Raw genomic sequence first — 18792 nt, forward strand, 5'->3', positions numbered from 1 at the left:
TTTAATGCATGAATGCCACATCAACTTAAATGAAAGGATGCAACATCATGCCGGGCGGAATAGCAGTTGATGACAAAATCCCACATAGAATTGTGATTGTCGGCGGGCATAGCGGTGGCAACGGATTCATGTCTCAAGCACGCCGCTATACCGATGACACCGAGATCATCCTGCTGGAAAAGGGGCCGTATGTAGGCACAGTCAAATGTGGCCTGACACATCATCTCGCCGGCACAGTGCCTGACCGCGCCACGCTGGTGTCTACCGATGCCACCAGCCTTGCCAAGCGTTTCCGTACAGATATCCGCTTACGCCATGAAGTCACCGCCATCAACCGGATATCCAAAACGCTTAATGTACATGATCTGAAGTCTGACATGCATTACCAGCTTGGCTATGACAAGCTGCTACTCGCCACCGGTGCAACACCGGCCATCCCCACTGCGTTACCGGGCATTAACCTGGCTGGCGTACGCTGCCTGCGCACCATTGCCGATATGGATGGCATTATTGAGCAATTACGTACGAAACCGGCTACCCATGCAACCGTCGTCGGTGCCGGCACCATAGGTCTGCAAGCTGCCGAAGCGCTACGCAAGCGCGGGCTGGCCGTCACCCTGCTCGATCAAGCCAATCAGGTTATGCGCCATGTGGATCAGGACATGGCGACACTATTGCATCAGGCAATTCAAGCAGACGGGGTGCAGCTATTGCTGAGTACTGCCCCCCTAGGATTTTTCGAGGACAGCGAGCGTATCCGAGTACGGCTGAACAACGGCCATGAATTTGCCACTGATCTGGTGATCCTGGCAACCGGTATCCGCCCCAACAACAACCTGGCTCAGGCTGCTGAATTGGTTACCGGTGCCAGCGGCGCAGTCAGCGTCGACGAATATATGCGTACCTCGGACCCTGACATTTATGCCGTAGGGGATCTCATCGAGACACCCAGCGTCATCACCGGAAAACCAACAGCCGTGCAGATTTCCGTACCCATAGGTCGACAGACCCGAGTCGCTGCTGCGCATATGTTTGGCAACCCGATTCCCTATCGCGGTGCACTGGCCAGTTTCGCCTGGCATGTCTTCGGCCAGAGCGTCGCCTCGACCGGTGCCAGTGAAAAACTGTTAAAAGAAGCGCAGCGGCCATATAGCCGGGTGTTTATCCCGACCACCAATCATGTGGGATTCTTCCCGGGAGTTGCGCCACTGTATCTCAAGCTCCTGTTTTGTCCCAAAGAGGGGAAAATCCTGGGAGCTCAGGCAATCGGAGACGGTGCCGACAAACGGATTGACGTGCTGGCCACCGCCATTACCGGTGGGCTTGCCGTGCAGGATCTGGAATATATCGAGCTGTGTTACTCTCCCCATTTCGGCAGCCCCAAGGATGCCATTAATCAAGCAGGTGGCATGGCCAGCGGCATCATGCGCGGCTCGAAACAGGTAATTCAACCGGAAAGGGTCGTCGGCAATATCGACCAGCTCGTACTGGACGTACGCAGCCAGGATGAGTTTGCTGCAGCCCATATCCCGGGCTCACTCAACATCCCGGTCGAACAATTACGCACGCGCCTCAATGAACTGCCCAAGGACAAATGCATCGTCGTATGCTGCCAGATCGGATCAAAAGCGCATACCGTACAGCGCACACTGATGCTGCATGGTTATGATGCAGTCACGCTGATGGGCGGATTTACCGGCTGGCGGCTTTGGCACGAAGCCGATACCACGGGAACAGCCAGAACATCACCTCAGCCTGTCCATAGCTCGGTATTTTTTGAAGAGCGTCGACGCGGCAATCGCATACGCACACCTCAGGAACGAAGAACGCAGCAGGCACAATTAGCCACAACTGAGCATGAACGCCGCGCTGCGCCTCAACGTAGCGGCACCGACCGGCGCATGGTCTGGCAACACTCCAGCCTTGACACCCGAGGCATGACATGTCCGGGACCAATCCTGACCTTACACAAAAAAATTGCTGAACTGGCGCCCGGTCAGACTATCTGCATCAAAGCCAGTGACCCCGCATTCCCTCGTGACCTGGAAGCATGGTGCAACAAAACCGGGGTTGTGCTTGAACGAGTCTACCTCTCATCAACCAGCAGCGAAGCGTATTGCTCAAAAAAATCGGATGATATAACGACGACTTAACTGAGTGACCAGCAAGAAATACCGGGCGGAGGTCAACTGCGCGAACGGATGTTTGCCAGCTAACCGAAACCGTTCCGGGGTAGACCCTATGCAAAAACTTCTTCTTTGAATTGCGCCTGTATCGCTACGATTTCAGCACGGTTGTTAACCAGCGCTTCGATACACTGCCGGTCCAGCTTGATATCCGCCAAGGCAAATAAATTCTGGAACGCATCCTCGTTACTCCAGGCCTTTTTATAGGGCCGGCGACTGGTCAGCGCATCAAACACATCGGCAACTGCAATAATTCTGGCTTCAATGGGGATTTCATCTCCAGACAATCCCTGCGGGTAACCTTTACCATCCAGCGTTTCATGATGAAATTCAGCAATATTTCTGAGCATATCGATATGCTGGAACCCCTCCAGAGCAAATCCCTTGAGGATAGTATCGATAATCTGCCGACCCTTAATGGTATGTGTTTTCATGATTTCGTACTCGGCATCAGTTAACCTGCCGTTTTTTAACATGATACTGTCAGGGATACCGATCTTGCCGATATCATGCAGCGGAGAAAACAGGAACACATGCTCGACAAATTCATCATTATAGCCATGCACAGGTGCCAGTTCGCGCGCAATAATGCGAGAAAAATGCGACATGCGATCCAGATGTGCACCGGTTTCGGTGTCGCGCAAATGCGCCATATCGCGCGCGGCTTGAACGGTAGACACCAGCGTCCTGACGGTAGCAATTTCATTCATCACCATCAACGAAACCAGATGCCCGATCACATCCAGAAAATGCAGCAACTCTTCAGTCATTGCATTTTTCTGGTAGGAATCAAAAAATACAAAGCCAAATAAGTGCCCGCTCATGTACATCGGCAGGGTATAGCTGGAGCCATAACCCTGCACGGCAATTTTTTGCGTATGTTCGTGCTCACCACCCGCAAAGACAGTCATGTCATTCACCACCCGGGGTTTGCCGGTTTTGACAATTTCCATCAGGGATGGCGCCTCACTCAGAAATGCCTGATAGTGACTGAGGGGCTGATCGCCGCCACTGCTATGAATGAAGGTCTTGAGCAGGTCGGTTTTGGGGTCGTACAAGGCTACAGCGATGCGACTCACTGCATCAAAATGAACCAGCAGCGTGTCATGGATTCTTTGCAGCTTTTCCAGCAGCGGGGAGTCGGTATTCAGTGCAGAAAGACTATCGTTATATTCAAACATGAACACACCCATTCGGTCAGAGCATGCCCCCATGCTAACACATTGAAGACACTGTGAAACAACCTGCAGCGCGATTCCGGCAACCACGCAAAAAGCATTAAAACTGCGTGACAGCCAGAACCCGTCTTGCGTATGTTATTGCTGTGGCAGCATGCGATCAGCCGCTTCAAAATATTTGCGCGCATAAGCAACAAGCTGCGCATCGGTTGGATGATCCACTGTTTCTACGCCGATGATGCTGGCAACAAGCTCATGGTCATGAGCATGAATATGCTTGATCAGGTTAAGTTTTGCACTTGATGGGCCAACGATCAACACCTCTTGGGTGCCGCGCAACGCATCGACTACTTCGTGGTAATAATGCTGATCTTCCGGTGCATGACCTGAACCCACCGCGCCACTCTTGTGATGTAAATGCTTGTGCGGATCGGATGGCTTGACAATCGAACTCTCAACATCATCCGGATTGATGTTGATTACATGGGCTTCAGCGTGATCGATCCAGACAATAGCATGACTATGTGACATAAATTTCCTTTATTAAACGTTAATAATATCTGCTTGTCTTCATTATGAGCCCTGTCACCGGCTATTTCAATGCGAGAATTATTTTACTTATCCGGAATACCCAATAGGTGTATGGCATGCGCCGTTGATATGGTAATTTTAATGCTCTGATTTGGACTGATTTGTTAACACATGCTGCACAGATGCATCAAGGCTAGACATGAATGATTCAACCGCATCAGTGTAGTCGCTTGCAACGCCCAACTGCCGGTTGATCTCCCGATGTGACATATCCTGCTGCAACACCTTAACGCGCACATTCAGCGACTGCGCCCTGCTGGCAAAGCGGATCGCTTGCGAACATGAGTCACTGCGGCGTGTTGAACACACTGCCAATAATGGTGTGGCCATACCGGTTAGCTGATATAAAGGCGACACCAGCTTCCAGTAGGCGGAATCATCACCGAATGCGCTATCGTATAAGCGTTCATGTTTACCCAGCATGATTTCGGCGACATCCAGTGCGGCGCTATCCAGCGCCACTGTCCCCAGCCAAGGTTGTGCACCTGCCTTATAGGCCTGCTCCGGCGCAGCGGAAAGCAGGGCAACGAGATGTGCGCCTGCCGAATGCCCCATCAAGATGAATTTAGCCGGGTCTCCACCCCACTGCTCAGCCTGCGATTGCGCCTGCGCAAGCGCACTGGCGATGTCTGCGGCTTGCTCCAAAATGGCTGTCCTGGGCAATAACCGATAATTAACCGAGATCAAAATAAAGCCCTTGCTTACCCAGCGGTTTACTTTGTTTTCAATCACGGCTCTGGCTGTCTTATCACCAAATCGCCATGCACCGCCATGCACCATGAAAATTACCGGTGTGCCGGTAGCGTGCTGAGGCAGATAGACGTCCATGCGCTGCTTGTCATTTTTGCCATAAGGTACATCGCGTAGCAGTCGCACACCGGTTGGCAGAGACATAGGTTCGGCAGGTTCACCATCTTCCCTGTCTTCGGCTTGCTGCGCGGAACGGTATTCAAGAATCCGACCGAGGAACTGGTCAGCGTAAGACATCTGCCAAACAAGCAACAGCCCGGTGGCGAACATTGCCCAGCAGAATAAATCATGGAGACACACGAATAGCCGCATCATGCTTCCTTTCCAATAACCCATTGTACATAATCCGTACTGGCAAGCTTGTTGACAGCCTCACGCTTGCGCAACACACATTCGCGCTACAAAATTGATTAATCAGAAAATTCGGATTACATTATGCGAGGATGCTGGCACTAATTCAAGCACCTCAGTCGAGACTGACTCAATATTCCCTGACAACTGAGTCATGAGCGATAACGCTATCCGCATAACGAACAAACACCCCAACCACTTCTTATATCTGCTGGCAGTTTACCCAGCAAATGCTGACAATTTGCTAACGTTACTATGCAAGCCATACTACGGCCGGACATAGGCAATTGAACTTACCGAGGGATAAATAAACTAGAATACTCTATCGTAAGATGCAGAAAGCACATCCGCGTTACCTGAAGTTGAGCCAGGCAAGGAAAGCTCACGGAACTTGTCATACTGCACTTTGATGGCGCTGGTGGCGTTCAGGTCATAACGCACGGAAAGCATCAAGCTATCATTCTCCCAATTTGGATCACCATAAGAATTCGCATCCATAAAGCGCGAATAAGTCACCATCGGCGTGTAATCACCGACATGGTAGCCGACCCCCAGCATGCCGGCTTTACTCTTGTAGCCCATATCTTTCCAACGATCAAAGTAGCTCAGTTCGGAACGCACCAGCCAGTTGTCATAATTAGCATTGGCGGAAAGCCCATAAATATGTTGCACCCCACCCTCAACGAGGGGGCCGCTGACGTTACTCTTCATATCGATCTTGGACTGGATATATACCATACGCAGATTGAACCAGTCCCGCGTCAACTCCAGATCAGCCCCCAGAATATTCCGCCAGGTCACATCCACACTCTCTCCCGGATAATCCAAGCCGGCATAGAGGTTGGACGACGAATTTTCTCGCCCATAAAATACACTGGCACGCGAATCCCACTCACCCCAGCGCCCGGTTCGAGCAACGGTGACTGCATTGAAATTATTGACCTCCCAGCCATACAGGTCTTGAGGTGGGCGTACCCACGGGTAGGCAAACCCTACATCCTGAAAATCCGAATAATAATAAATAGGCAAGCGCTTGCGTCCCAACTGCACCACCCAGTCATCAGCAGGCACATAGGACAAATACGCCCATTCCAGCGTTGCCCCACTGCTGCCTTGGGTAGCGCGCGCATCAACCTGCACAACCGCGCTTAATGTATCGCTGAGCTTGGCATTCATGCGCATACCAACACGACTTTCCGGACGCACGCTGAAGCTCTTGTTATATACCCCCATATTCGTCCAGTCGGCTACAAAACAGGGGCAATCGACCCCAGCATAACTCGATGTGCCACCACCACTTAACACCTGACCACCCACCAACGACATAAATCCGGAAAAACTGACCGTTTCTGCGTGCCCTGTTGTGGAGAGAAGCACTGTCATCAGGAACACGATGGCGCGAATAACACCAAAATTCCGCCTAATCATAAAATTGGTAACCTTTCTTGCCACGCTGCTTGACCTGATACATTGCACGATCAGCCAGCGTTATTAACTGCCCCATTGCAGTACCATTTTCAGGACTGAGCGCAACCCCGATGCTGGCACCGACCCTGACAGATACCCCCTCACCGATATCTATATCCTCAGCAAGATTATTAAGCAGTTTATCCAGCAGCAACTCGATATCTTTATGCTGTCCAATGCCCTGGATGACCAGCAGAAATTCGTCTCCCCCCAGACGTGCGACGATGTCGCTGCTGCGTAGCACCATACTCATGCGCTGAGCTATTTCAATCAATACCCTATCGCCTGCATCATGCCCATAGGTATCATTAACCGGCTTGAAGTTATCCAGATCAAGCATACAGACAGCAATACAACTTCCTTCGTAGCCGGCCTTCTCCAATAGTAGAAACAACCCATGCTCCGCAGATCGGCGATTGAACAAGTTCGTTAATGGATCACGCTCTGCCTGCAATCGGATAAACTGCTCCTCGCGCCTACGATCCGAAATATCCGTGATGATGCCTTGTACAAGAATCTGATTATCCGGGGCAGTAGTTGATTCGTCTCGCAACTGTGTCAGTAGACAGTGCACCCAGCGATCTTCAGTGCTATTTACCTGCGCAATCTGCAGATCCATGGCCGACAAATTCCCGCGGGCGAAGGTTTCATCAAGCATGCACAGTGTCTTATCCAACTCACTAAAAAGCGCCATCATGCAGTTAATATCCTTACCCAGAATATGCTCATAGAGTGGCTTGCCGATAATCTCCTGAAATGCAGGATTAGCTATCACCAGCCTGGCACGCTGATCCATCAGAAAAATACCAACCCCGGCCCGCTCGTAAATCATACGGAACTGTTTTTCCAGCATTTCCATCTGGCTGAGCAATGCGCGTTCATTATCAAGTTTGCTCTGCACCAAGCCTAGCAACTGATTGATATTTTCAACCAGCCCACCAATTTCATCATATTGATGCTTAGCCGGAATATGCAGGCGCTCGTTCTGGCCAGGAACGATCTTTTTCAGGCTCACCGCTATTCTTTTAATGCTGGAAATAAACTGCCACTGTATTAACAAGAACACCAGGAGCGATACGAATAATGTATATCCAGCCAGCATCGCAGCATTGGTCCAGGCAGCGCTATTCGCTCGCGTTTCAACTAGTTGCTGGCGCAGGGAAATTTTCAAGTCACCCACTATTTCGCCAGGCACAAAAGGCGATTCCAACTTAATATGGACAGGTTGCTTGTTGATTTCCTCGCCTTTCAAGCCAGAACTTGCGGAAAACCCACCACCGCCAGTCAACTCCACCGCAGCGACTAGCTGGTTTTTCAATAAGCCCTGAACCACCTCATTTGCCAATTCACGATCAGCCAAGTAGGCGGCAATAGACGCAGTGCGCTGCACAGTTTGCCCTAACTGCGCTAAATCATGTTGCGCGCTCATCACTTCTTTGGAATAAGTACTGTAATAGTACAAAACCGATACAGCCGCCGAACCTAATAAAGCCAGCACACTGACGGCAACCGCAATCTTAACGGAAACGCGTCTTTTCATGGCAGCCGGTACACCACTTTGACATTATCATTCAAAGACAGGCTATCAACATACCCAATTGCTCCTCGATTATGCATGACGACATTTGTCACCGCTTTAGCGTCAGGCGCCACTTGTGGCGGTGTTGCACGGCCGGTAAATAACAGCCGCGCCCAGAACGAGTTGATCTGGGCGACTGTTTTATTTACCAGTTTCTGGTAATAAGCCACCCGAACCGGTGACTCCGGATCCATATCAATGGGCGCAGCAATTTGGCCATTAGGGAAATGTGTGTAGCGCCCCATATAGATATCGATCACCTGTTCACGCGTCAGATGATCAACAGGATTATCAAGATTGACAATAACCACTACATCAGCCGCAACCGGTTGAATTACAGAAAGGAACAGCAAAGCCATCACGGTAATGAATCGCGCTAAGATAGCTCGCTTACCTTGAGTACATGTAGCGCAGAAACGCTGAATGCGCCTGTTTAGCACCGAACCATCCGTTGTATTTTATTACTCGTCATTATTTTCGCCCAACTCCCGGATGCTCATCAAAAATACAGCCACATCAATTGACGGGATGCTGACAATGATACTTTATACAAAACAATACGCAAAGCCAAAAAAATCAAATAGAAACAAAATCCTACATTGAGTGAGCACACTAACCATCTGTCAGATACAGATTATGATGTTTATGCGTGCGATTTCTCACTCAATCCCACGCTGTCTGTTTTTATCAATATACGTCTTGCACGCATAAAACTAACGCAATGCACGGTATATCTGCTCAGCCAGTACTTTACTAATCCCTTCCACCTGAGCTATCTCTTCGATACCGGCATTTTTCAATTCACGCAACCCGCCAAAAGTTTCCAACAGTTTCTGCCGCCGTTTCGGCCCGACACCAGCGATATCTTCCAGACTGGAAGAAGTGCGCGCTTTAGCTCTGCGCGCTCGGTGACCGGTAATAGCAAAGCGATGCGCCTCATCGCGGATCTGCTGAATCAGATGCAAAGCCGGATCATCGGCAGGCAAACGGGTGGTCTGACCATCGGTAGTAATAAGCTGCTCCATACCAGCTTTGCGTTCCACGCCCTTGGCCACGCCGATGAGCACGATGTCGCTGATGCCGAGGTCATCCATCACCGCCTTGGCAATATTCAACTGACCGGCACCACCGTCGATGAGTATCAAGTCAGGACGTTTGGCATCCGTTTGCTGGATCTTGGTATAGCGCCGGGTCAGTGCATCACGCATGGCGGCGTAGTCGTCACCCGGGGTGATGCCGCTAATGTTATAGCGCCGGTATTGGCCTGGCTGCATGGCTTCCTGATCGTAAACGACGCACGATGCCACGGTGGCCTCGCCCATGGTATGACTGATATCGAAACATTCGATTCGCTGCAGGTTAGGCATGTTCAACGCATTTTGCAATGCGGCAAGCCGTGCATTCTGGGTAGATTTCTGTGCGACCTGACGGGTAATCGCCAGTTGTGCGTTATTTATGGTCATTTGCAGCCAGCTCTTGCGCTCGCCACTGACGTTTGCACTGATGCTAACCTTGTAACCTGCCTGCTCGCTCAACATCGCCGTAATGGCATCATGCTCGATCACCTCGGAAACAATAATCTGCGAGGGAATGGCGCGACCAGAGTAATGCTGGGTCAGAAATGCTGCCAATGCTTCCTGCGTGTCTACATCCTGTGCATTTTGCGGGAAGATGCTGCGGTCACCCAAATGCCGCCCGCCACGTATCATCAATAAATTAACACAGAGCAAACCTTGCGCCGCGACCACAGCGATAACATCGGCATCCGCCTGACTTTGGCTGGTCACAAACTGCTTCTCGCGTACCGCAGTCAGACTTTTAATCTGGTCGCGATACAGTGCGGCCTCTTCGTAATGCATCAATTCCGCGGCCTGCTGCATTTTCCGGGTGATTGTCTGCAACACTTCGTTGGCTTTGCCCGCCAGGAACAATGCTGCATTGCGTACATCGGCGCCATAATCCTCAGCGCTGATCACGCCGACACACGGCGCGGTACAGCGCTGGATCTGATGCAACAGGCAGGGGCGCGAACGATGATTGAATACACTGTCCTCGCAGGTGCGCAGACGAAACACTTTTTGCAGGATGTGGATGCTTTCACGTACGGCGTAAGCATTGGGAAAAGGCCCGAAACATTGATCCTGGCGCTGCGGTGTACCACGAAAATACACCAGTCGCGGATACTGATGGCCGGACAGCATCAAATACGGGTATGACTTGTCATCACGAAACAGGATGTTATAACGCGGCGACAACGCTTTGATCAGGTTGTTTTCCAGTACCAGCGCTTCGGATTCGGAACGGGTAACGGTAATTTCAACCGCAAGGATTTTACCAACCATCAGCCGGATACGCGGCGACAGATCAGTCTTCTGAAAATACGAAGACACCCGCTTTTTCAGATCACGCGCTTTGCCCACATACAGCACCGCGCCATCCTCGCCCAGCATGCGATACACGCCGGGCAAATTTGGTAACGTTGCAAGTAAGTGCGCACTATCAAACATACTCAGTTTTTATCGGCGACTATCTGGGCAAACACGGCATGGAACATGTCGGTGGTCAGCCGCCTGGTCTGGGTGTTGTAACGACTGCAATGATAACTGTCATACAGCTTGCTGCCATTTGCCAGTTCATGCACCGCGCCATGCCCGAACTTGGCAGTTTTGGCCGGTAATCCCAATGCCATCAGCACAGCGGCATGGGCAACGCTGCCCAATGCCAGTATCGCTGCACCGGCGGGCAGTGCCGCAATTTCGGCAGCAAGATAATGATTACACTGGCGCACTTCACCCGTCTCCGGCTTGTTTGCCGGCGGCAGACATTTCACTGCGTTGGTAATACGACAGCCATGCAATACTAGCGCATCATCTGCACTCACCGATTCCGCCTGACTGGCGAAACCAAATTGGTGCAAAGTTTGATATAACAATATACCCGCATGATCGCCGGTAAATGGTCGCCCGGAGCGATTGGCACCATGTAATCCAGGCGCCAGGCCAACAATCAGCAACCACGGCTGTGCATCGCCAAACGGCGGTACCGGTCGCGCATAATACGTTGGATAGTCAGTACGCACTTGTTGCAGAAACCCCGCCAGACGGGGGCACTCCACACAACCAGCATCAAACAAGGTACTCATGCAATGCCGCTCAAACCACAGCTATTGGTGCTGTCGGTTGCCCATAATTCGCCACTGTCATGACCTAATGCTGCCACCGCATGCAGCGCTTCTACATAACGCTCCTGTTCATGCAGGGCAGTCATCCCCAATGGATGAGGGCGTCCATGCAAGCGTGCCATGCGGGTAATGCTCACCGCCGGCTTTTGCCATTTCAAACCATGCAATACCGCGTCAGCAGCTGCACAGTTGTTGCATACCAGTACCATATCGCAGCCGGCATCCAGCGCAGCCTGTGCACGCTCAACGATGCCGCCGGCGACACTGGCGCCTTCCATCGACAGATCATCGCTGAAAATCACGCCATCAAATCCCAATTGCTGACGTAATATGGTTTGCAACCAGTACGCCGAGAACCCGGCTGGCTGGCTATCAACTGCCGGGTAAATCACATGCGCAGGCATGATCCCGGTCATGCCATCCGCCACCAGTCGTGCAAATGGCAACAAATCCGCCTGCTCGATTTCGTGCAAACTGCGTTCATCCACCGGTATCGCCAGATGCGAATCAGCACGCACATAACCATGACCGGGGAAATGCTTACCCACACTGCCCATCCCTGCGGCTTTAAGCCCCAGCATCAGCGCATGCGCCAGATCTGCCACCACTTCCGGCTGCGGATGAAAGGCGCGATCACCGATAACACCTGATGCACCGTAATCCAGATCCAGTACCGGAGTGAAGCTCAGATCCACGCCATGCGCACGCAGCTCGGCAGCCAGTACATAGCCGCAATCCAGCGCCAGATGGCGGGCCTGTGACGGATTATGTTCCCACAGCTTGCCCAATTCGCGCATCGCCGGCAGTCGGGTAAATCCATCGCGGAAACGCTGCACCCGCCCACCTTCCTGATCTACCGCGATCAGCAAATGTGGCGTGCGTAATGCGCGAATCTCTGTGGTCAACGCCTGCAACTGACCCGGTGACTGATAATTACGCGCAAACAGTATCACTCCGCCCACCAGCGGATGCATCAGGCGCTGCCTGTCATCGTCGGTCAACACCAAACCCGGCACGTCGACCATTACAGGACCTAAACTCATGCACCACCCTCCAGAATTACAAATGCCACCACAGTATCCACCTCATCGCTTATAGATAAATGGCTGGACGTCATTCCCCTGACATCCAGCCACACTTGTAACTCAGGCGCAAATTCGAATTGCGGTTGCCCTAAATGATTATGCCCCACAGCGATATTCGCAAACGAAACCGGTGTCCGCAGCCCGGTGCCTGCAGCTTTGGAAAACGCCTCCTTGGCGGCAAAACGTTTAGCCAGCAGCCGCGCAGGATCAGTATGTGCAGCAAAGGCAGCCATTTCCGCCTCAGCCAGCAGCCGCAGCGCAGCCCGTTCGCCATGCCGCGCAAGCATTGCAGTAATACGCGGGATACTGACAATATCTGTACCTATTCCGTAGATCACACACTCACCTTGATTTGGATTCCACACGCTTCAATTCTGGCAGAAAATTCAGTTAACCACGATGCCGGCAAAGCTGACAAACGCGATGCCTCAGGTTGCTGCGAATCGCGCGCCAAACCATAGAGCAACACACCTTGCAAGGACACCCCGTGGGCAATGGCTCGCTTGATAAAATCGAGATAGGCAGTTTGTTCAGCCGCTGATGGCGGCATACCATCCTGTGCAAACACACAGGTTTGCAACCAGGTTGGGCATAGACCGGCAGCCGTTTCCAGGTTGGCCAGTACTCGCTTTGGCGCAATTTCAGTATTATTAATCCGGCGCAATCCTTCGCGCGTCGCACTGTCCAGCTTAAACCAGACTTCGCCACCCAGACTTGCCATCTGCTGTAATCCTGCCTGCACGTAGGCTTTCTCTATCAGGCTACCATTGGTAATCAGCACCAGTTTGATTTTACCAATCAAATCGAATTGCGCCATTACCCACCCAATCACGCTGATGACTTCGGCAAACTCCCTGGCGCTGGTCGGCTCCCCGTTGCCGGATAACGCTATATCGTTCAGGCGCCTCGCCGCTTCCGGCACATGCATTTGCATGAAGTCGCCGTGCACCAATTGCTGCAGAAAATCCACCAGTTCGCTTTCCAGCACTGCCAGATCAATTACCGGGGCGGCACCCCGTTGCAGATCCGGTACCTGACAATACAGACAGCGCCAGTTACAGGCGTTATTCGGATTCAGGTTCACCCCTACCGACACGCCACCCGCACGGCGCGATACGACAGGATAGACGTAAGTCATCCCCACAACATCACGCGGGTGTTGTGTCACATTAAGGGTAAATTCGGGGGTATTTGGCTTGTTGATAGCGACTTGCTCGAGGCGGGCTGTGAGATTCGAAAAAATCAACAACCACATGTTTTAAATAGTATAAAAAAATTCACTTTTGCTTTGTACCGTCAAATATACCGTCAGAATATATTCTGATAAAGAATCGTAACTGAAGAACGTGCATTTAGGATCCTTCCACAAGTTCGGTTTGCAGTAATTATAGCAGTGGTGAGGCGTTTTTATCTCTTGTTTTTTCCTTGGCAAAATAGCCATGCTGGATTAGTTTAAAACTAATCAGGCGATGAATAAATGGTTACGCAACAACATGAATAAATTGAATTAAATTCAATGTAACGCTTGACGCCATTAAATGGCTTTGATAGCATTTGAACATGGATAAAGGCATTAAAAACCACCTTGCTATAATTTGCGCAGAACGCACCCATGTAAAAATGGATGCAAGTCACAGTTTTGCAAAAATAAAGCGGTTTTTAACTTCGTACAATGTGGCCATATCTAAACGTGACAGCTTTCGTGACGAAAGCGGGGAGCTTCGATACTGGCCAGTCGCCCATCCTTCTGTAGTTGATGCAGAATCGAACGCAGAATATCTTGAGACTCTTGAGGCGTATAAGAAGTATTTAATGCCCACATTTCAATGGCTGGAAAAATTAATCAATGAGCTGGCTAAGTCATTAATTGTTGTTGCCGCGCTATTGATAGCAGCAATAATTGATGATTTCAAAAAAATATTTGAAACGTACCCAATCAAAGAACATAAACTTAAAATAGAGCTTCCACCCACCCTAGCACCTCGCCTGCTTCAATCTCCAGCCGCGCATCTCTGATTTTATCTTTCCAGCCAAACTTTTGAGTTTGGTATTTAGATTAAATCGAGCAAGCGCGTAGCCTAACACACCATCAAATCTTAAATATGGCTCCGCCTTGCTCTTCAGCAAAGAGGTGGTCTTATGTCAGCGCTATTAAGCAAATTACTAAAAACGAACGATGTATTAAATGAGTTTCATTTATCAAAATCAACCCTATTTAGATTAATAAAGTCAGGACAATTCCCAGCTCCAATCAAAATCGGCGGCGGCTGCTTCTGGAAAGCAGATGAGCTGGAAGCATTCCTTAATAAGAAAACGGGGAGTGCAGCATGAGCCGCCTCAGCCAAATCTTGCAATACTCAGATAGCTTTACCCCTTCTGCAAAAGACAAATTTGGTTGTTTTACCAAAACCTACAATTCTGTTTTTTGTAGATGGATGGACGAAAGTCTTGTGCAAGAATTTGCTGATATTTTGTCTGCTACCTACCTTGTTTTTAAACAAACAGAAAACATCGAACAGATCGAAAATAAAAAAATTTTCGGCAAAGTATGTAAAGAAATGGGGGTTAAGCAGCTAAATGGTAGATGGATGACCTGCGACCCATCCTTATCAAACAGCCAAAGCTTTCAAAGCTTTGCAGATGCAGGCTTTGATGTTGCCGATGAACGCGATAAGTACGAAGAGCCAGCCAACCAATTTGAAGCGCTGGCTGGCGTTATAGCCGACCCTAAGAACTTCGCCAGCAGAACGCGGAAAGGAATCCGCAATGCTCAGCTTCAGATCAAAAGGCAGACAGAAAGTCTTGTTGCTTACCATGCTGGCTCAGCAGACGTGCACGGGCAGCTCGGTTTGTTTGGATTGGGGGTGTGAGATGGCTATTATCAGAGCACCTAGGCCAGATCGTGGCTGGGTTGAAATCAAAAATGAGACGGCGCGGGACGCGCGCCTAAGTTATCGGGCGAGGGGGGTGCTCATGCGAATTTTAAGCAATTCTGATAACTTTAAGATGGATGCGACAGACTTGGCAGCGGAGGCTAAGGAGGGGCGTGGCGCTGTGCTATCCGCGCTCAAAGAATTGCGCGAATTTGGGTACGCTAAACTGGTTAAAACGCAAAATAAAAAAGGTCACTGGCAATCTGAAACGTTTGTTTTTGATACTCCTCAAAAATTTGATACTCCTCAAAAAATAGAATCAACCGAAGTTCAAAAACCGGATGTCGGTTCACTGGACGTCGGTTCACCGGATGTCGGTTTTCTCGACGCTTTTAGAAAGACTAATAAAAAAACGAATAGTAAGACTATTAGTAAAACTACAACTACCCAGCAACCCGAAAAAAGTAGTAGTAATTTAAATAATACTCAAAATCTGACCATCCCAAAAAACATTGTTGAGCATTCAGCATATATAAACAAGACCACATACGGTTTACAAACAGAAATGGCACAGGATTTGGTGAATGAGTTGAGCGCGGGGGTTTCAGACAATTCAATCAACAATCCGGTCGGCTGGATTTACGTCATGTCAAAAAAAGCTAAAAATCCTGGCGGCTTTGTTAAAAGTAAAGCATTGGTTGTAGAGAAAAAAATAGAAAAATTAAAAATGACTGATAGTCAAAAGGAACAGCGCGAAAAGGCAGACAAACGCGCACAGGAAGCCAAAAAAGTGGAGTTTGATCCAATACTTGGCCCAAAAAACGCATTAAAAATACTTAAAACACCACATCAGCTTACAAAAATGGAGGCTGAAGCAGCCCATGTCATCCAGAAAACGAACATTTGACGGACATGAAAAAGTCGGTCATTTTTGGTGCTTTTTGGAATCGTTAAGTGTTAAAATAGCCGTCAATTTTTCAATTTTTCGAAACTGCCCATGAATCAACGCATCGGATATGCACGAATTTCAACGGATGATCAAAACATGGACTTGCAACGCGACGCGCTAAAACAGGCTGGGTGCAATATTGTCTATGAGGAAGCCGCCAGCGGGAAAAACGCTATCCGTCCAGAGTTTGAGCAGTGCCGTAAGGCTTTGCAGGGTGGGGATACGCTTGTAGTGTGGCGGCTGGATAGGCTTGGCCGTTCCCTGCCCGACTTAGTGCGGATCATAGCCGAGCTGGAAAAAGATGGCATAGGGTTTGAGAGCCTGACAGAGAAGATCGAAACAGGTAGTGCAGCTGGCAAGCTGGTTTTTCATGTGTTTGCCGCCTTGTCTGAATTTGAAAGAAACCTAATTCGAGAACGTGCACAGGCCGGTTTGGCAGCAGCCCGCGCCCGTGGGCGGTGTGGCGGCAGAAAACCCAAACTCAACGATAAACAGGTTAGAAAGATCAAGGCACTTTTGCGCGATCCAGATATACAGGTGGCCGACGTAGCCCGTCAGTATGGCGTGTCGCGTACCACTCTTTATAAGCACGTTGGCGTTGTGTCACCGCGTTTCAGTGGCAATGCAGAACAAAGTGGGTTAGTGGTTTGAATACGCTTGCTAAAAAATAATTATTAAAGGTGAAATGATGGGGCGTGTCTCGGTTTTGGAAAATCCACAGGATTTAGCTTTAACTCGGCCATTGTTGAAATGGGCAGGTGGAAAGACTCAGCTTTTAGGGGAGATTATCCCTAAAATGCCGAAAAAATATGGTCGATTTATCGAGCCTTTTTTTGGTGGTGGTGCATTGTTTTTTGCAGTGCATCCAGCGGGCGGGATTATTGCAGATAGCAACCCCGAATTGGTTAATCTCTATCGTTCTGTTGCCGCTGATGTTGACGGTGTGATGACCCAGCTTCGCCGCTATGAAAATACTGAAGAGGTGTTTTATGCTGTTCGTGCATTGGACGTTACAAAATTAACCAATATAGAGGCAGCAGCACGCACCATATTCTTAAATAGAACGTGTTTTAACGGCCTGTACCGGGTCAATAAATCAGGTCAATTCAATGTGCCATTTGGACGGTACAAGAACCCCAAAATCATTGATGAGGACGTATTAAAAGCAGCTTCTGTACTACTCAGCAACACCACAATCATTTGCGGTGACTACAAGACAGTTTTAAAAGAAAACGCGCAGTCGGGAGACTTCATTTTTCTTGACCCGCCTTATCTTCCTATTTCTGAGTATGCGGACTTCAAACGCTACACCAAAGAGCAGTTTTACGAAGAGGATCATGTCGAGCTGGCCGCAGAGGTTAAACGCCTGCATGAATTGGGTTGTTATGTTATTTTGACAAACTCGAATCATCCTTTGGTGCATGAGCAGTACCGGAAGTTTGCCGTCGAAGTGGTACAAACAAAGCGGTATATCTCATGCAACGGCAAAGGCCGAACTGGCGAGGATGTAATTGTCACTGTCCCACCAAAACCACGTTTTAATCTGCGACTGGTTCCAGCGCCGTTGCCCCCGCAGGCCATGCAATACCCTTCGACCCGTTATATGGGTTCAAAGAACAAGTTGCTAACTGAAATCTGGGCGGTCGCTTCCCAATTTGAATTTGACACTGCACTAGACCTGTTTTCGGGTTCTGGTGTGGTGGGCTATATGTTGAAATCTCACGGCAAGGCCGTGGTGAGTAACGACTATATGGCTATGTCAGCGACGTATGCCAAAGCGATGATTGAGAACAATGAAATCACCTTGCCGCAGGCCGAAGCGTTAGCGTTGCTTGAGCCGAAAAATGCGGTAAATCCTTTTGTCGAGACCAAGTTCAAAGGGCTATATTTCAGCGATGACGACAATCGCTTAATTGACATAGTGCGAACCAATATCAAAGCCGTTAAGAACCCGTATAAGCGGGCCATTGCCATGTCGGCATTGATTCGGGCTTGTCTGAAAAAGCGCCCACGCGGCATTTTTACTTATGTCGGTCATCGTTATGACGACGGGCGTAAAGACTTGCTAATGACGTTCCGTGCGCAGTTTCTTGAGGCCATTGACATGGTGAATGCTGCTGTATTCGACAATGGCAGGCAGAATAAGGCACGCAATGGTGATGCGATGACAATGCAGAACCGAAAATCTGATTTGGTCTATATCGACCCACCCTATTATTCGCCCTTATCTGATAACGAATATGTACGCCGCTATCACTTTGTTGAGGGCTTAGCTCGTGACTGGCAAGGTGTAGAGATTCAGGAACATACTGTCACTAAGAAATTCAAGTCATACCCGACGCCGTTTTCTTCACGCAAGGGCGCGGCGGAAGCATTCGATATGCTGTTTAAGCGTTTCCGCGAAAGTGTGCTTGTGGTGTCCTATTCATCCAATAGTCAGCCGACTTTAGATGAAATGGTTGCCATCATGGCGAAACACAAACGCCATGTCGAAGTCGTGCCCATTGATTACAAGTATTCTTTCGGCAATCAGGCGCACAAGGTGGGCGATAACAAAAATAATGTGCAGGAATATATTTTTGTCGGATATTGAGGGGAAAGT

At 49.7% G+C, this 18792-nt stretch carries 18 protein-coding genes; 7 read left to right on the forward strand and 11 right to left on the reverse strand.

Annotation, left to right across the window (positions count from 1 at the left end; translation table 11 throughout):
* Positions 1-29 precede the first annotated feature (29 nt).
* A complete protein-coding gene (locus tag EJE49_RS05250) occupies positions 30-2153 on the forward strand; it encodes an FAD-dependent oxidoreductase (protein WP_124949367.1) in 2124 nt (707 codons plus the stop codon).
* Positions 2154-2239: 86 nt separating this feature from the next.
* Here the strand turns inward: EJE49_RS05250 and EJE49_RS05255 are convergent, their stop codons facing one another.
* From EJE49_RS05255 to EJE49_RS05305, 11 genes are all read right to left on the reverse strand, one after another.
* On the reverse strand, positions 2240-3367 hold the full coding sequence (locus EJE49_RS05255; protein ID WP_124949368.1) for an HD domain-containing phosphohydrolase: 1128 nt from the start codon (positions 3365-3367) through the stop codon (positions 2240-2242).
* Positions 3368-3502: 135 nt separating this feature from the next.
* Positions 3503-3895, reverse strand: coding sequence for a translational machinery protein (locus EJE49_RS05260; protein WP_124949369.1), 393 nt, complete (start codon positions 3893-3895; stop codon positions 3503-3505).
* Positions 3896-4033: 138 nt separating this feature from the next.
* Complete coding sequence (locus EJE49_RS05265; RefSeq protein ID WP_223246761.1) at positions 4034-5020, reverse strand: alpha/beta hydrolase; 987 nt, start codon at positions 5018-5020, stop codon at positions 4034-4036.
* A gap of 348 nt (positions 5021-5368) precedes the next feature.
* The gene (locus EJE49_RS05270) at positions 5369-6484 is read right to left on the reverse strand and encodes a porin (RefSeq protein WP_124949370.1); all 1116 of its coding nucleotides are present in this window, start codon (positions 6482-6484) and stop codon (positions 5369-5371) included.
* On the reverse strand, positions 6477-8063 hold the full coding sequence (locus EJE49_RS05275) for a sensor domain-containing diguanylate cyclase (protein ID WP_124949371.1): 1587 nt from the start codon (positions 8061-8063) through the stop codon (positions 6477-6479). The genes EJE49_RS05270 and EJE49_RS05275 overlap by 8 nt, the downstream gene beginning before the upstream one ends.
* Positions 8060-8464 (reverse strand): type 2 periplasmic-binding domain-containing protein, encoded by a 405-nt coding sequence (locus EJE49_RS05280; RefSeq protein WP_124949372.1) that lies wholly within the window; start codon positions 8462-8464, stop codon positions 8060-8062. The genes EJE49_RS05275 and EJE49_RS05280 overlap by 4 nt, the downstream gene beginning before the upstream one ends.
* A 351-nt stretch (positions 8465-8815) precedes the next feature.
* Positions 8816-10609, reverse strand: a complete 1794-nt coding sequence (gene uvrC, locus EJE49_RS05285; RefSeq protein WP_124949373.1) for an excinuclease ABC subunit UvrC — start codon at positions 10607-10609, stop codon at positions 8816-8818.
* A 2-nt stretch (positions 10610-10611) separates the two neighbouring features.
* Positions 10612-11244, reverse strand: coding sequence for a uracil-DNA glycosylase (locus EJE49_RS05290; protein WP_124949374.1), 633 nt, complete (start codon positions 11242-11244; stop codon positions 10612-10614).
* Positions 11241-12326 (reverse strand): beta-N-acetylhexosaminidase, encoded by a 1086-nt coding sequence (gene nagZ / locus EJE49_RS05295; protein WP_124949375.1) that lies wholly within the window; start codon positions 12324-12326, stop codon positions 11241-11243. Before nagZ ends, EJE49_RS05290 begins: the two co-directional genes overlap by 4 nt.
* On the reverse strand, positions 12323-12706 hold the full coding sequence (gene acpS / locus EJE49_RS05300) for a holo-ACP synthase (protein ID WP_124949376.1): 384 nt from the start codon (positions 12704-12706) through the stop codon (positions 12323-12325). Before acpS ends, nagZ begins: the two co-directional genes overlap by 4 nt.
* The gene (locus EJE49_RS05305; protein WP_124949772.1) at positions 12703-13506 is read right to left on the reverse strand and encodes a radical SAM protein; all 804 of its coding nucleotides are present in this window, start codon (positions 13504-13506) and stop codon (positions 12703-12705) included. The genes acpS and EJE49_RS05305 overlap by 4 nt, the downstream gene beginning before the upstream one ends.
* A 422-nt stretch (positions 13507-13928) precedes the next feature.
* On the opposite strand from EJE49_RS05305, the gene EJE49_RS05310 reads away from it, so the two are divergent.
* The 6 genes from EJE49_RS05310 (at position 13929) to EJE49_RS05335 (ending at position 18783) form a co-directional block, all read left to right on the forward strand.
* Positions 13929-14384 carry a hypothetical protein gene (locus tag EJE49_RS05310; RefSeq protein WP_124949377.1) on the forward strand — a complete coding sequence of 152 codons (456 nt, stop codon included), beginning with the start codon at positions 13929-13931 and terminating at the stop codon, positions 14382-14384.
* 123 nt (positions 14385-14507) lie between these two features.
* On the forward strand, positions 14508-14699 hold the full coding sequence (locus EJE49_RS05315) for a helix-turn-helix transcriptional regulator (protein WP_124949378.1): 192 nt from the start codon (positions 14508-14510) through the stop codon (positions 14697-14699).
* On the forward strand, positions 14696-15238 hold the full coding sequence (locus tag EJE49_RS05320) for a hypothetical protein (protein ID WP_124949379.1): 543 nt from the start codon (positions 14696-14698) through the stop codon (positions 15236-15238). The genes EJE49_RS05315 and EJE49_RS05320 overlap by 4 nt, the downstream gene beginning before the upstream one ends.
* 1 nt (position 15239) lies before the next feature.
* Positions 15240-16148, forward strand: a complete 909-nt coding sequence (locus EJE49_RS05325) for a hypothetical protein (protein ID WP_124949380.1) — start codon at positions 15240-15242, stop codon at positions 16146-16148.
* 90 nt (positions 16149-16238) lie between these two features.
* Positions 16239-16841 carry a recombinase family protein gene (locus EJE49_RS05330; protein ID WP_124949381.1) on the forward strand — a complete coding sequence of 201 codons (603 nt, stop codon included), beginning with the start codon at positions 16239-16241 and terminating at the stop codon, positions 16839-16841.
* Between the two features lie 34 nt (positions 16842-16875).
* On the forward strand, positions 16876-18783 hold the full coding sequence (locus EJE49_RS05335; RefSeq protein WP_223246762.1) for a Dam family site-specific DNA-(adenine-N6)-methyltransferase: 1908 nt from the start codon (positions 16876-16878) through the stop codon (positions 18781-18783).
* Positions 18784-18792: the final 9 nt, after the last annotated feature.

The organism is Sulfuriferula thiophila, assembly GCF_003864975.1.
Lineage (GTDB): Bacteria > Pseudomonadota > Gammaproteobacteria > Burkholderiales > Sulfuriferulaceae > Sulfuriferula > Sulfuriferula thiophila.

Bases quoted from the DNA above. Each gene is read 5' to 3' on its own strand.
- EJE49_RS05305 (WP_124949772.1), bottom strand. From the start codon at position 13,506: ATGACTTACGTCTATCCTGTCGTATCGCGCCGTGCGGGTGGCGTGTCG.
- nagZ (WP_124949375.1), bottom strand. From the start codon at position 12,326: ATGAGTTTAGGTCCTGTAATGGTCGACGTGCCGGGTTTGGTGTTGACC.
- EJE49_RS05270 (WP_124949370.1), bottom strand. From the start codon at position 6,484: ATGATTAGGCGGAATTTTGGTGTTATTCGCGCCATCGTGTTCCTGATG.
- EJE49_RS05260 (WP_124949369.1), bottom strand. From the start codon at position 3,895: ATGTCACATAGTCATGCTATTGTCTGGATCGATCACGCTGAAGCCCAT.
- uvrC (WP_124949373.1), bottom strand. From the start codon at position 10,609: ATGTTTGATAGTGCGCACTTACTTGCAACGTTACCAAATTTGCCCGGC.
- EJE49_RS05255 (WP_124949368.1), bottom strand. From the start codon at position 3,367: ATGTTTGAATATAACGATAGTCTTTCTGCACTGAATACCGACTCCCCG.
- EJE49_RS05325 (WP_124949380.1), top strand. From the start codon at position 15,240: ATGGCTATTATCAGAGCACCTAGGCCAGATCGTGGCTGGGTTGAAATC.
- EJE49_RS05335 (WP_223246762.1), top strand. From the start codon at position 16,876: ATGATGGGGCGTGTCTCGGTTTTGGAAAATCCACAGGATTTAGCTTTA.
- EJE49_RS05290 (WP_124949374.1), bottom strand. From the start codon at position 11,244: ATGAGTACCTTGTTTGATGCTGGTTGTGTGGAGTGCCCCCGTCTGGCG.
- EJE49_RS05265 (WP_223246761.1), bottom strand. From the start codon at position 5,020: ATGATGCGGCTATTCGTGTGTCTCCATGATTTATTCTGCTGGGCAATG.
- EJE49_RS05250 (WP_124949367.1), top strand. From the start codon at position 30: ATGAAAGGATGCAACATCATGCCGGGCGGAATAGCAGTTGATGACAAA.
- EJE49_RS05320 (WP_124949379.1), top strand. From the start codon at position 14,696: ATGAGCCGCCTCAGCCAAATCTTGCAATACTCAGATAGCTTTACCCCT.
- EJE49_RS05315 (WP_124949378.1), top strand. From the start codon at position 14,508: ATGTCAGCGCTATTAAGCAAATTACTAAAAACGAACGATGTATTAAAT.
- EJE49_RS05330 (WP_124949381.1), top strand. From the start codon at position 16,239: ATGAATCAACGCATCGGATATGCACGAATTTCAACGGATGATCAAAAC.
- EJE49_RS05310 (WP_124949377.1), top strand. From the start codon at position 13,929: ATGGATAAAGGCATTAAAAACCACCTTGCTATAATTTGCGCAGAACGC.
- EJE49_RS05275 (WP_124949371.1), bottom strand. From the start codon at position 8,063: ATGAAAAGACGCGTTTCCGTTAAGATTGCGGTTGCCGTCAGTGTGCTG.